General features: G+C 72.9%; 13 protein-coding genes. 8 read left to right on the top strand and 5 right to left on the bottom strand.

The window, feature by feature from the left end:
• Window positions 1–121: 121 nt before the first annotated feature.
• Window positions 122–1,117, bottom strand: a complete 996-nt coding sequence (locus AB0N73_RS14445; RefSeq protein ID WP_363564680.1) for a LacI family DNA-binding transcriptional regulator — start codon at window positions 1,115–1,117, stop codon at window positions 122–124.
• A 63-nt stretch (window positions 1,118–1,180) separates the two neighbouring features.
• Window positions 1,181–2,707, bottom strand: a complete 1,527-nt coding sequence (locus tag AB0N73_RS14440) for a GH1 family beta-glucosidase (RefSeq protein WP_363564679.1) — start codon at window positions 2,705–2,707, stop codon at window positions 1,181–1,183.
• Between the two features lie 26 nt (window positions 2,708–2,733).
• On the opposite strand from AB0N73_RS14440, the gene purS reads away from it, so the two are divergent.
• Both purS and purQ read left to right on the top strand, forming a co-directional pair.
• Window positions 2,734–2,982: a phosphoribosylformylglycinamidine synthase subunit PurS gene (gene purS, locus AB0N73_RS14435; protein WP_363564677.1), complete on the top strand. Its 249-nt coding sequence runs from the start codon at window positions 2,734–2,736 to the stop codon at window positions 2,980–2,982.
• Entirely contained in the window at window positions 2,979–3,686 is a 708-nt protein-coding gene (gene purQ, locus AB0N73_RS14430) for a phosphoribosylformylglycinamidine synthase subunit PurQ (RefSeq protein WP_363564675.1), read from the top strand. The genes purS and purQ overlap by 4 nt, the downstream gene beginning before the upstream one ends.
• Window positions 3,687–4,119: 433 nt before the next feature.
• Here the strand turns inward: purQ and AB0N73_RS14425 are convergent, their stop codons facing one another.
• On the bottom strand, window positions 4,120–4,746 hold the full coding sequence (locus AB0N73_RS14425; protein ID WP_363564673.1) for a helix-turn-helix domain-containing protein: 627 nt from the start codon (window positions 4,744–4,746) through the stop codon (window positions 4,120–4,122).
• A 22-nt stretch (window positions 4,747–4,768) separates the two neighbouring features.
• On the opposite strand from AB0N73_RS14425, the gene AB0N73_RS14420 reads away from it, so the two are divergent.
• Window positions 4,769–5,932 (top strand): MFS transporter, encoded by a 1,164-nt coding sequence (locus AB0N73_RS14420; protein WP_363564671.1) that lies wholly within the window; start codon window positions 4,769–4,771, stop codon window positions 5,930–5,932.
• A 254-nt stretch (window positions 5,933–6,186) separates the two neighbouring features.
• On the opposite strand, the gene AB0N73_RS14415 is transcribed toward AB0N73_RS14420, so the two are convergent.
• Window positions 6,187–6,846, bottom strand: coding sequence for an ATP-binding cassette domain-containing protein (locus tag AB0N73_RS14415; protein ID WP_363564669.1), 660 nt, complete (start codon window positions 6,844–6,846; stop codon window positions 6,187–6,189).
• Between the two features lie 55 nt (window positions 6,847–6,901).
• Between AB0N73_RS14415 and aztB the strand changes: the two genes are divergently transcribed.
• From aztB to AB0N73_RS14390, 5 genes are all read left to right on the top strand, one after another.
• The gene (gene aztB / locus AB0N73_RS14410) at window positions 6,902–7,744 is read left to right on the top strand and encodes a zinc ABC transporter permease AztB (RefSeq protein WP_363564667.1); all 843 of its coding nucleotides are present in this window, start codon (window positions 6,902–6,904) and stop codon (window positions 7,742–7,744) included.
• 20 nt (window positions 7,745–7,764) lie between these two features.
• Window positions 7,765–8,976 (top strand): ABC transporter, encoded by a 1,212-nt coding sequence (locus tag AB0N73_RS14405; RefSeq protein ID WP_363564665.1) that lies wholly within the window; start codon window positions 7,765–7,767, stop codon window positions 8,974–8,976.
• Window positions 8,973–9,902, top strand: coding sequence for a zinc ABC transporter substrate-binding protein AztC (gene aztC / locus AB0N73_RS14400; protein WP_363564663.1), 930 nt, complete (start codon window positions 8,973–8,975; stop codon window positions 9,900–9,902). Before AB0N73_RS14405 ends, aztC begins: the two co-directional genes overlap by 4 nt.
• Window positions 9,903–9,916: 14 nt before the next feature.
• Window positions 9,917–11,116, top strand: a complete 1,200-nt coding sequence (gene aztD / locus AB0N73_RS14395) for a zinc metallochaperone AztD (RefSeq protein WP_363564661.1) — start codon at window positions 9,917–9,919, stop codon at window positions 11,114–11,116.
• 89 nt (window positions 11,117–11,205) lie between these two features.
• Window positions 11,206–12,123: a 2-hydroxyacid dehydrogenase gene (locus tag AB0N73_RS14390; protein WP_363564659.1), complete on the top strand. Its 918-nt coding sequence runs from the start codon at window positions 11,206–11,208 to the stop codon at window positions 12,121–12,123.
• Window positions 12,124–12,148: 25 nt separating this feature from the next.
• On the opposite strand, the gene AB0N73_RS14385 is transcribed toward AB0N73_RS14390, so the two are convergent.
• A complete protein-coding gene (locus tag AB0N73_RS14385; RefSeq protein ID WP_363564657.1) occupies window positions 12,149–13,081 on the bottom strand; it encodes a hypothetical protein in 933 nt (310 codons plus the stop codon).
• Between the last annotated feature and the right edge of the window lie 13 nt (window positions 13,082–13,094).

Genomic DNA, 13,094 nt, shown 5'->3' with positions numbered 1-13,094 from the left:
CAGCTCCCCGTTGTTCACTCGTCGCAAAAGCGGGGTGCCGCGCGGCGCGACCCCGCTTTTGCGACGAATGAACAGGGGATGGGGCGCGCCAGCGCGTCAGCACGGCACGTCACGCAGCGCGTCAGGCGGATTCGCGCAGGATGAGCTGGGTCGGCATGACGGTCGCCCGGGGCGGATCGCCGCCGTCGAGGAGCTCCAGCAGCACCTGCGCCATCCGCTCGCCCTGCGCGAACGACGGCTGACGCATCGTGGTGAGCATCGGCGAGCCCTTGGTCGCGACCGACGAGTCGTCGAAGCCGATGACCGCGACGTCCTCGGGCACGCGCAGCCCGGCCGCGAGCAACACGTCGATCGCGCCACGCGCCATCAGGTCGCTCGCGGCGAAGACGGCATCGGGGCGCTCGCCACGGGCCAGGATGTCGCGCATCGCGATCGCGCCGCCCTCCTCGGTGAAGTCGCCGTCCGCGATGCCGCCCGAACGCATCCGCGCGGCGGAGAGGGCCTGGCGATATCCCGTCAACCGGTCGACGCCCGCGGTCATCGTGGGCGGTCCTGCGATCGTCGCGATGGAGCGCCGCCCCTGACCGATGAGGTACTCCACGGCATCCACCGCCCCGGCCACATTGTCGACGTCGACGAAGTAGTCGGTGTCGTGAAGCCGCGTGGGGCGCCCGCCGAAGACCACCGGGACGGCCGACGCGATGCGCTCGACGAAGGTGTCGCTGGTGTGGTGAGAGACGACGATGGCGCCATCGATCGAGCCGCTGCGGACGTAGCCGAGCATCTTGCCGCGCGGGTCGTCGCTCGCGATCGCGAGGGTCAGCAGGTACTCGGATGCCGACACGGCGTCGTTGATGCCCGACACGATGGCGGCGAAGAACGGGTCGCCGAAGAAGCGCTGCGTCTCTTCGGGAACGATCACCGCGATCGCCATGGTGCGGGCGCTCGCGAGCGAACGTGCGGCCCGGTTGGGCACGTAGTTCAGGTGCTGGATGGCCTCCCGCACCGCTTCGAGGGCCTCGGGGCTGACCGCGGTCGAACCGTTGACGACGCGCGACACCGTGGAGCGTGACACGCCCGCCGCGCGAGCGACCTCCTCGATCGTGGCCGGCATCATCGTCCTCTCCGCTGGGCTCCCGCCCGCCGGCCCCGGAGCGACCTCGGGGGCCGGCGTACCGGGTTACAGCGCGCGGGCACCGATGATGCGACTGTACTCGCGGGCGCTGTCCTTGAGTGCGCGCTCCTGGGTCTCGTAGTCGACACGGACGATGCCGAATCGCTTCTCGTAGCCCCATGCCCACTCGAAGTTGTCCATGAGCGACCAGTAGAAGTAGCCGCCCACATCCACGCCGGCGTCGATCGCGTCGAGGATCGCGGCCAGGTGCGACGCGAGGAAGTCGGCGCGCGCGTGGTCGTGGACCCGCACCTCGCCCGCCTCCTCGACGGCGACGTCGTCGTACGCGGCGCCGTTCTCGGTGACGAACAGGCGCGTGCCGGCGGCGTTGGAGTAGTCGTCGGCCACACGCGTGAGAAGCCGCGTGAGGGTCGCCGGGTCGACCTCCCAGTGCATGCCCGTGCGGGGCAGGCCGCGCTCGTGCCAGTGGATGTCGTGGGCGACGGGCCACGGCGCGAGACCGACGCGGTCGGTCGGGGCATCGCCGCTGGCGGGCGGGTCGCCCGGCACCGTGCCGCCCACGTACTCGCCGTGGTAGTAGTTGACGCCCAGCGTGTCGATGGGCGCCGCGATCGTCTCGAGGTCGCCGTCGTGGATCGCCTCTTCGAGCGCCGCCGCGGCCTCGGGCACGAAGGTCGCGAGATCGGCGCGGATGTCGGCGGGGTACTCGCCACGGAACACCGGGTCGAGGAACCACCGGTTGAACTGGCCGTCGATGCGGCGGGCGGCATCCGCATCCGCCTCGTTCTGCGGGTCGACCGGGTCGGCGACGGTGAGGTTCAGGGTGATGCCGAGGTTGAGGTCGGCGTCGCGCTCGCGCAGGGCACGCACCGCCTGGCCGTGGCCGAGCAGCAGGTGGTGGGCGGCGAGCACACCCTCGGTGGCCGAGAAGTGGCCGGGGGCGTGGAGACCCGCGGTGTAGCTGAGGAAGGACGAGCACCACGGCTCGTTGAGGGTGGTCCAGACCGCCACGCGGTCGCCGAGCGCATCGTGCATGTCGAGCGCGTACTCGGTGAAGAGATCGGCGGTGTCGCGGTTGGTCCAACCGCCCTTCTCCTGCAGCGCCTGCGGCAGATCCCAGTGGTAGAGCGTCAGCCACGGCTTGATGTCGGCGGCGAGCAGCTGATCGACCAGGCGCGAGTAGAAGTCGACGCCCTTCGGGTTGAGCGCGCCGCCGTCCGGGCGCACGCGCGACCACGACGTAGAGAAGCGGTAGGTCTCGAGCCCGATGCTCTTCATCACTTCCACATCGCCCTCGTAGCGGTGGTAGTGATCGCACGCGACATCGCCGTTCTCGGCGTTGATCACGGCGCCCGGAACCCGCGCGAACGCATCCCAGATGGAGTCGGTGCGGCCGTCCTCGTGGGCCGCGCCCTCGATCTGATAGGCGGCAGTAGCTGCGCCGAACAGGAAGTCCTGAGGGAAGGTCCGGGGGGTCGAGGCCACGTCATTGTCCTTTCGAGAAGCCTTTGGGAGCGCTCTCACGCCTATAAGGGAGACTAGTGCCACAAAGACTAGACTGGTGGCGCACATCCCGCCGCGCCCTTGGAGAGCTTCGAATGCCCACGATCGTCGTCGATGTCATGCCCAAAGCCGAACTGCTCGATCCGCAGGGCAAGGCCGTAGCGAGCGCACTGAATCGGATGGGTGTCGAAGGCTTCGGCGGCGTCCGCATCGGCAAGCGCTTCGAGCTCGCCGTCGACGGCCCCGTCGACGAGGCGCTCCTCGAGCAGGTGCGCATCCTCGCCGACGACGTGCTCTCGAACGCCGTCATCGAGGATGTCGTCGGCATCGAGGTCGTGGAGTGACCGTCCGCATCGGGGTCATCACCTTCCCGGGTTCGCTCGACGATCGCGATGCGCAGCGCGCCATCCGCGTCGCCGGTGCCGAGCCCGTCGCCCTGTGGCACGGATCGCACGACCTCGACGGCGTGGACGCCCTGGTCCTCCCCGGTGGCTTCAGCTACGGCGACTACCTGCGCGCCGGCGCCATCGCCGCCCTCGCGCCGATCATGTCCGAGGTCAAGGATGCGGCCGCGGCCGGCATGCCGATCCTCGGCATCTGCAACGGCTTCCAGATGCTCGTCGAGGCGCACCTGCTGCCCGGCGGGCTCATCCGCAACGAGCACCAGCAGTTCATTCGCCGTGACCAGCGACTGCGGGTCGAGAACGCCGACACCGCCTGGACGAGCGACTTCGCCACCGGGCAGGAGATCGTCATCCCGCTCAAGAACGCCGACGGCGGCTACATCGCCGACGCCGAGACGCTCGCACGCGTCGAGGGCGAGGGCCTCGTGGCCTTCCGCTACCTCGGCGTGAACCCCAACGGTTCGCTCGACGACATCGCGGGCCTCACGAACGAGCGCGGCAACGTCGTCGGCCTGATGCCGCATCCCGAGCACGCCGTCGAGGCGGGCTTCGGCCCCGACACCTCCGACGCCATGCGCTCGGGCGTCGACGGCCTCGGCTTCTTCAGCTCCGCGATCGCCGCCGTGGTGGGCGCCGCCGCCTGACCCGTCCTGCCTTCGGGCCGGCACCGCGCCGGCGCCGCCGTGGGGGGGGTGCTGCTCGGGGGTGTGTGCTGCGCCGCCGGGGGGTGCTGCCCGGGGGCGCGCCCTGCTCGCGCCGCCCCCCACCTGTTCACTCGTCGCGAAAGCGTCGTGCGGGGTGGCGACACCCTGATTTTGCGACGAGTGAGCAGAGGTAGCGGCGAGATCTTCGCCGCACGGCGCGAGCGCGCCACCACCGGCGATAACAGCGCCATGCCAGCGCACCGCCGCACCGCCGCCGCACCGCCGCACCACCGCACCGCCGCGAGCACCCCCACCCTTGCTCACTCGTCGCGAATGCACGGTGCCGGGCTCGCGCACCCCGCACATGCGACGAGTGAGCAGAGGGGGCGGGTCGCGTCAATGGGCGGCGCCCGCCGCGAGGGGGCGGGTCGCGTCAGCGGGCGGCGCCCACCGCGTCCGCGACCAGCACCTCCGCGATCGCACGAGCGGTGACCGAGGCCGCTGCCCCGGACTCGCGCAGCCGCATCGCGAGCGCGCCGGTGACGACCACGAGCAGCCGCTCCGCCAGCTCGGCAGCCCCGGCGTCACCGACGAGCGGGACGGCGAGGTCGGTCAGTCGCCGCCGAAGCGCGAGCGTGTCGGCACGGACCGCCTCCGAGACCTCCTCCGACGTCCCGGCGTACTCGGCCGCCGAGCCCAGGAACGCGCACCAACGAGACCCCCGGGGTCCGCGACGGACGTCCTCGATGGCGGGGAAGACGGCGAGCAGGCGCGCCGCGTCGGACGTCTCGCGGGCGATGGCCGCATCCCAGGTATCGATCCACTGACGCTGCCGACGCGCGAGGGCGGCCCCCAGCAGCGCCTCCTTGCTCTCGTAGCCCCGATACAGGGTGGCTGCCGAGACGCCGGCACGCTCGATCACGGCGTCGATCGGTGTCGCCGCGATACCGCGCACGAAGAACAGATCCTCGGCGGCATCGAGCAGCTTCGTCTCGGACGATGTGCGGATGCCGCCTCGTCGGGGCATCGGCCGCCGGTTCGCCTTCGACGCGTCATCCACCCCTGCAGTCTAGACTGCGTAAATGAAACGATCGTTTTCGTTTGGGTCTCTGTCGCCGCCGAGATCGCCGATGCTGCTGGTGGTGGCGGGCACAGCGCTGATCGCGGCGACCTACGGGCTCATCCGCCTCGCCTACGGCCTCTATCTGCCGGAGATGCGCGCCGCGCTGGGGTTCGGCGACCTCGAGGCGGGCGTCGTCGCCGCGGGCGCGTCGGTGATGTACTGCGTGGGCGCGGTCGCGGCGTTCCTGACCGGTGCGCGTACACCCCGGGCGTTGACGATCGCGGCCGGAGCGACCGCCGGCGTCGGCGCCGTCGGGATGTCGCTGGCGGGCTCGTTCCCGCTGTTCGCCGCGGCGGCCGTCCTGAGTTCGGCCGGCGCGGGACTCGCGTCGCCGGCGCTCGTCGAGATCCTCGACCGCACCGTCACTGGTCCCGGCCGAAGCCGCGCGCAAACGATCGTGAACGCGGGCACCGGCCCGGGACTCGTGGCTGCCGGCATCCTGGCCCTCACTCTGCTCCCCGACTGGCGCGCGGCATGGGCCGTGTCGGCGGTCGTCGCCCTGGTCGCCGCGGTGTCGGTGGCGATGCTCGCCCGCGGCCCCGGCGACCTCCCGACGGCGCGACGCATCGCACCGCCGCGCGGCTGGATCGGAGCGCACCGGCGGGTGAGCGTCGCCGCCGCGGCGATGGGGGCCGGATCGGCAGCGATGTGGAACTACGGCCGCACGCTCCTGGTGTCCGCCGGCGTCGAGGAGGCGACCACCGTGCTCGCGTGGGTCGCCCTCGGCATCGGAGGATCCGCCGCGATCCTCACCGCCCGCTGGATGACCGCACTTCACCCGCGGACGGCGTGGGCGCTCGCCACATCCGCCGCCGCGATCGGCACCGTCGCTCTCGTCGCCGCGCCGACGGGCACCCTCGCCGCGCTCGCATCGTGTGCGGTGTTCGGATGGGGCTACACAGCCGCGACCGGCGCGCTCATCGGCTGGACCGGCGTCATCGATCCGACGCGGGCCGCGACGGGCACGGCTCTGCTGTTCGTCGTCCTCATCCTGGGCCAGGCCCTCGGCGCCGCCGCGGTGGGCGCGCTGATGGACGCGGTCGGCCCCGTCGCGGCGTTCCTCGCGGCGGCCGCGGGCCTGGCCGGGGCCGCCGCGGCTGCACTCGTCGCAAAAGCACGGTGATCACCGCACACACCGCGCCTTTGCGACGAGTGAGCAGAGGTGGCGGCGAAGCACCTCGCAGCCCCCCGCCCGCACCCTGCCCCGGACCCTGCTCACTCGTCACGAATGCACGGTGCCGCGGCCCCCACACCCGGCATGTGCGACGAGTGAGCAAGGTTGAAGACGACGCCGGGCAGGGCACGAGCGCGACGCCCAACGACGCACACGCCCCACACGCCCCGGCACGAGCCGGCACACCCCGCCCGGGGCGGGGGTCAGGCGAGGCGGCCGGCGGCGAGGGCGACCTCGCGGTCGGCGGCGGCCATGAGCGCGGCGTCGTGCGTCACGGCGACCACCACGACGCCGCGGGCGCGCTCCCGGTCGATCGCGGCGTGGATGAGGTCGGTGCTGGCAGCATCCAGGCCCGTCGTCGGCTCGTCGAGCAGCAGCACGTCGGCGCCGCGAGCCAGCGCCTGCGCGAGCAGCACCCGTTGGCGCTGCCCGCCCGAGAGCGCGGCGAACGGACGCCGGGCCAGGTCGTCGACGCGGACGAGCCGCGCCGCCTCGTCGGCGATCCGGCGCTCGGATGCGGCGGGCACACCCCAGGGGCGACGCCACGCACCCATGCGCACGACCTCGGCGACCGTCAGGGGCAGGGCGTCGGGGATGGCGGTGCGCTGCGGCACGAACGCGACGCGGCGCGGCCCGTCGACGTGGCCGGCGGCGAGGGGGCGGGTTCCGGCGAGCGCCTCGAGCAACGTCGTCTTACCCGCGCCGTTCGGGCCCACGATGACGGTCAGCGCCCCCGCATCCAGTCGCAGATCGAGCGGATGCAGCACGGTGACGCCGTCGATCACCACCCGGATCCCGTGGGCGCACACCGGCGGGACCCGGGCGGGAACGGGGGCGACGGAGGGCGCGGAGGAGGACGGCACGCCCCCACGCTATCCGATTTGAGAACCATTCTCATTATCGTTACGGTCGGGTCTCGTGCCTTCGCTCCTCCCGCTCGACCATGACTTCCTGCTGCGCGCCCTGATCGGCGGCGGCCTGGTGGCCGTGCTGTGCGCCGTCGTGGGCACCTGGGTCGTGATCCGCGGCATGGCGTTCCTCGGCGAGGCTCTGGCCCACGGCATGCTTCCCGGCGTCGCCCTCGCGACCGTCATCGGCGCCCCCGTCCTCCTCGGCGCGGCGGTGAGCGCGGTCGCGATGAGCCTCGGCATCGGCGCCCTCCAGCGGCGCGGGCGGCTCACCTACGACACGAGCATCGGGCTGCTCTTCGTGGGGATGCTGGCGCTCGGGGTGATCGTCATCTCGCACAGCGGCAGCTTCGCGACCGACGCCACCGCCATCCTCTTCGGCGACATCCTGGCCATCGCACCGGGCGATCTCGTGGTGCTGGCCGTCGCCGCGGGCGTCGGGATCGCCGCCGCCGCCGTCGGCCACCGCGCCCTCGTCGCCGCCGCGTTCGATCCGCGGGTGGCGCGCGTGCTCGGGGTGCACCCCGGCGTCGCCGACGCGCTACTGGTCGGGCTCGTGACCCTGGCCGTCGTCGCGTCGTATCAGGCGGTCGGGTCCCTCCTGGTGGTCGGGCTCCTGCTCGCGCCCGCCGTGGCCGCTCGCCCGTGGACCTCCCGCATCCCGTCGACGATGCTGCTCGCCGCGGTCTTCGGCATCGCCGCCGTGACGGCGGGACTCTCGATGTCGTGGCACGCGGGCACGGCAGCGGGCGCGTCGATCGCCGCCTGCGCCATCGCCCTCGCCGGCCTCTCGTGGGCCGTCCGCGCCCCTCTCGTCGCCCGCCGCACACCCCGCGCGACCGCCGCCGCATGATCTCCCCCCGAAAGGCCTCCGTGCGTTCCCGTCTTCTCCTGCTGCCTCTGACCGTCTCGGTCCTCGCGCTCGCCTCGTGCGCGTCGACACCCCCCGCATCGACGCCGAGCCCCGCGGATGCGTCCGCCGACGGCCACGGCGCGATCTCGGGCGCGCAGGAGGTCGACGAACCGCCGCTGCACCTCGCGACGATCGCCGCGGACGGCACCGTCAGCCAGCTCGACCTGCTCAGCGAGCAGACCAGCGACATCGGGGCGATCGATCCGCCCACCGCGCTCGCGACGGACGGGCGCTACCTCTTCGCCGACACGGCGGACGGCGTGACGATCGTCGACAGCGGGATGTGGACGTGGGATCACGTCGACCACTTCCACTACTACCGCGCGAGCCCCGCTCTCCTCGGCACGGTGCCGGGCGAGGGGGCTGCCACCGTCGCCACCACCAACTCGTCCACGACGGGCGGTGCGGGTGTGTACTTCGCCGAGACGGGCGACGCCGTGCTCCTGGATGTGGCGGCGCTCTCGCGCGGCGAGATCGTCGAGTCCTTCCGGCTGCGCACCGACCCGCACGCCGGCATGGTGGTGCCCGTCGGCTCCTTCGCGCTCGTCACGGATGCCGACGGCACCGTCTCGGTGCACGCGTCCGACGGCGACGTCGTCCCCGGCACGCGCACGGCCTGCCCCGACCCGCGGGGCACGATCACGACCCGCGTCGGCGCCGTGGTCGGATGCGACGACGGCGCGCTCCTCGCCTCGATGCAGGACGGCGCCGTGCGCATCGAACGCATTCCGCTGCCCGAGGGCGCCGCACGCCCGCTGTCCTTCGCCAACCGCGAGGGACGCCCGACCGCGGCCGGCCTCAGCTCCGACGGACGCATCCTCCTGCTCGACACGCGGGAGCGCCAGTGGGTCGAGCTGCCCGCGCCGGCCCCGCTCGTCGCCGTCACGGCCGTCGACGACGCCGACGCGCACGTGGTGGGCCTCACCGCCGACGGACGGGTGGTCGTGATCGACGGCACCTCCGGCACGCAGCTCGCGATCACCGAGCCGCTCGTCGCCGCGTCCCTCGCCCGCGGCGACAGGCCGGCGTTGATCGCCGACGACCGGCGCACCTACCTGACCGGCCCCGCGGAACACCTGCTGTTCGAGATCGACGTCGCCGACGGCGCGCGGATCGCCCGCACCTTCACGACCTCCGACGAGCCCCTGTTCGTCGCGGAGACGGGCCGATGAGCGCGGTGCGCCGGTTCGGCGCCCGACTCGCCGTCGTGATGATCGCGGCCACGACGCTGACCGGATGCGCGACCCCGGGCGCGACCGATGAGCCCCTCATCGCCGTGTCCACCAACATCCTCGGCGACGTCGTGGAGCAGCTCGTGGGCGACCAGGCCGAGGTGCTGACCCTCATGCGTCCAGGCGCCGACCCGCACTCGTTCGAGATCTCGGCGCAGGAGGTCGCCCGACTGCAGTCCGCCGATCTCGTGGTCTCGAACGGGCTCGGCCTGGAAGAGGGCCTCGCGCAGCATCTGGATGCGGCCGCCGCATCCGGTGCGCGCACGGTCGTCGCGGGCGACGCGGTCGCCGTGCTGCCCTACGCATCGGAGGATGCCGGCGGCGCGGACGACCCGCACTTCTGGACGGATCCGGCGCAGATGATCGCGGTCGTCGACGCGCTGGAGCCCGTGATCGCCGAGATCGACGGCATCGACCGCGCGGCCCTCGCGGCGCGCACCGAGGCCTACCGCACCGAGCTCGAGAACCTCGATGCCGAGATGTCGGAGGCGTTCGCCGCGATCCCCGCGGAGCGTCGCGCCCTCGTGACGAACCACCACGTCTTCGGATACCTGGCCCATCGCTTCGACGTGCGGATCGTGGGCGCCGCGATCCCCGGCGGCACGACGCTCGCCGCACCCAGCGCGTCGGACCTGGCCGAGCTCGTGGCGGCCATCGAGGACGCCGGTGTGCCGACCATCTTCGCCGAGTCGTCGGCGCCCGACCGGCTCATGCGCGTGCTCGCCGAGGAGGCGGACGTGCACGTCGAGGTCGTGGAGCTGTTCACCGAGTCGCTCACCGCCGCCGACGGCGAGGCCCCCGACTACCTGACCATGATGCGCGTCAACACCGAGCGCATCGTCACCGGGCTCGCGCCCACCCCCTGAAGAGAAGAGAACCGATGCACCTGAGACGAACCGCGACGCTCGCGCTGGGCCTGCTGGCCGTGGCGACGCTCGCCGCCTGCACCTCCGCCCCCGCGGCGGCCCCGTCGGCGACGTCCGCCGACGAGACCACGGCCGGCCCCCGCGTGGCCATCAGCTACGAGGGCGGCATCCTCGTGCTCGACGGCGAGAGCCTCGAGACCCTCGCCGATCTCGACGCCGAGGAGTTCACGCGACTGAACGCCGCCGGTGACGGCAGCCACGTGATGGTGACGATGAGCGAGGGCTTCCAGCTGCTCGACACCGGGGCGGCGGGCGGCACCGACCCGCAGCTCACCGACCTCGTGTTCCCCGCCGACACCCCCGGCCACGTCGTGCGCCACGCCGGCAACACCGTGCTCTACGCCGACGGCACGAGCGACACCACCGTCATCCGCACGGCGGATCTCGCCGACCTCGGCACCGAGCTGCCCGCGTTCGAGACGATCCCCGGGGTCGAGGCGCACCACGGCGTCTCGGTCGTGCTCGAGGACGGCACTTTCCTCACCACGGTCGGCAACGCCGACGGACGCACCGGCATCGTCGCGCGCGACGCCGAGGGCACCGAGATCGCCGCCAACGCGGACTGCCCCGGTGTGCACGGCGAGGGAACCGCCGAGGGCGAAGCGGTCGTCTTCGGCTGCGAGAACGGCGCGCTGCTCTACACGGACGGCGAGATCGTCAAGCTGTCGGCGCCCGACCAGCCCTACGGCCGCATGGGCAACGCGTACGTCAGCGAGACCAGCCCGCTCGTCGTCGGCGACTACAAGAACGACCCCGACGCCGAGGGCTACCTGCTCTCGCACGTCGCCCTGATCGACACCGTCGCGCAGACCCTCGAGGTCGTCGCTCTGCCCGAGGGCGTGGAGTACACCTTCCGCGACGTGGCCCGCGGTCCCGGCGACCTGGCCTACATCCTGGCCAGTGACGGCGCGATCCACGTGCTCGACCCCGCCACCGGCGACATCACCGACACGTTCCCCGTCATCGACGCGTGGGAGGGACCGCTCGAGTGGCAGGACCCGCACCCCGCGATCGTCGTGACCGGCGACATCGCGTACGTCACCGAGCCCGCCGCGAACGCGGTGCACGCCGTCGACCTGACCACGGGCGAGGTCGTGGCCAGCACGACGCTCGACGTGGCCCCCAACGAGGTGGCGGTCGCCACCGGTCGCTGATCGACACCTCGGCGCACCGCATCCCGTCCTTCCTCCGAGGGGCGGGATGCGGTGCGCCGGGGCTCGTGCGAGGTCGTTAGCCTCGAAGCATGAGCGAATCCCCCCTCGTCGTGTCCGTCCCCTCCGCCGAGCTCGCCGCCGACATCGCGCCGGTGCCCGACGGCGTGGAGGTCATCGTGTGGCCGATGGATGCTCCCGCCCCGCGCGAGAGCATCGACCTGGTCGTGCCGCCGTACATGAGCGCGAAGACGATCGTCGCGCGGCTCGAGGGAGTGCGCACCCGACTCGTGCAGAGCCAGTCGATCGGGTACGAGGGGACCGAGGAGCTCCTGCCCCCGGGCATCGTCTTCGCGAACGCCGCGACGGTGCACGAGACCTCCACCGCCGAGCTCGCCGTCGGCCTGGCGCTGGCCGTGCAGCGGCATCTCGACGAGTTCGCCCGCGAACGCACCTGGGCCCCCGTCTTCGCCACGAGCCTCGCCGACACCCGCGTCACGGTCCTCGGCTTCGGCGGCGTGGGCAAGGCCATCGCCGCACGTCTCGCCCCCTTCGAGGTGCAGCTGCGCGCCGTCGCCTCGCGGGCCCGCACCGAGGACGGCATCGACGTCGCCGCGATCGACGACCTGCGAGCCGTCCTCGCCGAGACCGACGTGCTCATGCTCGCGCTGCCGGGGTCGGACGCGACGCGGCACGTCATCGGCGACGCCGAGCTCTCGGCTCTTCCCGACGGCGCCCTCGTCGTCAACGTCGGACGGGGCACGCTCATCGACACCGACGCACTCGTCGACCACGTGCGGCGCGGCCGCATCCGTGCGGGGCTCGACGTGACCGACCCGGAGCCCCTGCCCGACGGGCACCCGCTGTGGGAGCTGCCGGGTGTGCTGATCGCGCCGCACGTGGGCGGGGCGACCAGCGCGATGAAGCCGCGGATCGCGCGGCTCGTGCGACGTCAGATCGAGCGGATGGCGGCGGGCCGGGAGCCGGAGAATGTCGTGCTGCGCACCTGACCGGGCCGGCGGTCAGCGCACCCGGTCAGCGATACGCCCAGGGGATCTCCCCCTCGTCGACGAGGACCACGTCGCCGTCGAGGGTGAAACGCAGCATCCCGCCGTCGGGGAAGCGCTGCAGGAGCTCGTCGGGGAGTTTGACGTCGCCGTACATCTCGGTGCGGTCGCTCGCCGGCACGTAGAGGTCCATGATCGGGGCGATTCCGCCGCCGGCGCAGCCCCCGGTGAACGATCTGGTCCCCTCGCCGAAGGCCGCCTGGATGCAGTCCTCCGAGGCGTATATGCCGACTCCGAGATATTCACCGTAGGACTGCACCGTCGCGGCATCCTCGGCGCCGAATCTGAACTGCGTCACGATGGCCTCCGGCGGCTCCCCGGCCTGCGCCGTCAGCCGCGCCGCATGATGCGCGTCGTCGCGCACACCCCAGGGGAACGTCCAGGCCGTGACTCCCGCACCGACCACCACGGCGGCCACGAGGCTCACGGCCCAGGCGATGCGGGTGCGGCGACCGAGGACGGCGGCGCGGGGTTCCGGCGCGGGCGGGTCGGCGGGCGCCGCGGGATCGGAGCCCGTGGGCCGGGCCGGCGCATCGGCGCCGTGCGCTGAGGCCGTCGCCTCCCTGCCGTCCGGGACGGATGCCGCGACGGCGGGGTCGCCCGGCCGCTCCCGGTCGTCGTCCGGATGCGGGTCTCCCTCCGACCGCCACCGGGCGCCCGCCGTGTCGGCCGCGAACCCGAGGCGCGTCAGGACCGCGTCCTCCGCGGCACGATCGACCGGCGTCGCATCCGCTCGGGCGTCGATCACGGGCTCCGGCGACACCCGGTCGTCTGCCCGATGCGCGTCGCGCTGCGCGTCTTCCAGCTCGCGCAGCCGAGCGAGCGCGACGGGATCGCGGTCGAGGTCGGGGGACGGACCGTAGGCGCGGGCCTGCAGGCGGGCGAGCTCATCGTCGGGCACGGTTCCATTCTGC

This window comes from Microbacterium sp. NPDC089189 (assembly GCF_040685095.1).
GTDB lineage: Bacteria > Actinomycetota > Actinomycetes > Actinomycetales > Microbacteriaceae > Microbacterium.
Note: the sequence above shows the minus strand (reverse complement) of the source record. Positions and strands in the feature narration are given on the sequence as shown.

Excerpts from the sequence above, each read along its gene's own strand:
- AB0N73_RS14445 (WP_363564680.1), bottom strand. The coding sequence starts at position 1,117 with ATGATGCCGGCCACGATCGAGGAGGTCGCTCGCGCGGCGGGCGTGTCA.
- AB0N73_RS14440 (WP_363564679.1), bottom strand. The coding sequence starts at position 2,707 with ATGTGCGCCACCAGTCTAGTCTTTGTGGCACTAGTCTCCCTTATAGGC.
- purS (WP_363564677.1), top strand. The coding sequence starts at position 2,734 with ATGCCCACGATCGTCGTCGATGTCATGCCCAAAGCCGAACTGCTCGAT.
- AB0N73_RS14420 (WP_363564671.1), top strand. The coding sequence starts at position 4,769 with ATGAAACGATCGTTTTCGTTTGGGTCTCTGTCGCCGCCGAGATCGCCG.
- aztC (WP_363564663.1), top strand. The coding sequence starts at position 8,973 with ATGAGCGCGGTGCGCCGGTTCGGCGCCCGACTCGCCGTCGTGATGATC.
- aztD (WP_363564661.1), top strand. The coding sequence starts at position 9,917 with ATGCACCTGAGACGAACCGCGACGCTCGCGCTGGGCCTGCTGGCCGTG.
- AB0N73_RS14390 (WP_363564659.1), top strand. The coding sequence starts at position 11,206 with ATGAGCGAATCCCCCCTCGTCGTGTCCGTCCCCTCCGCCGAGCTCGCC.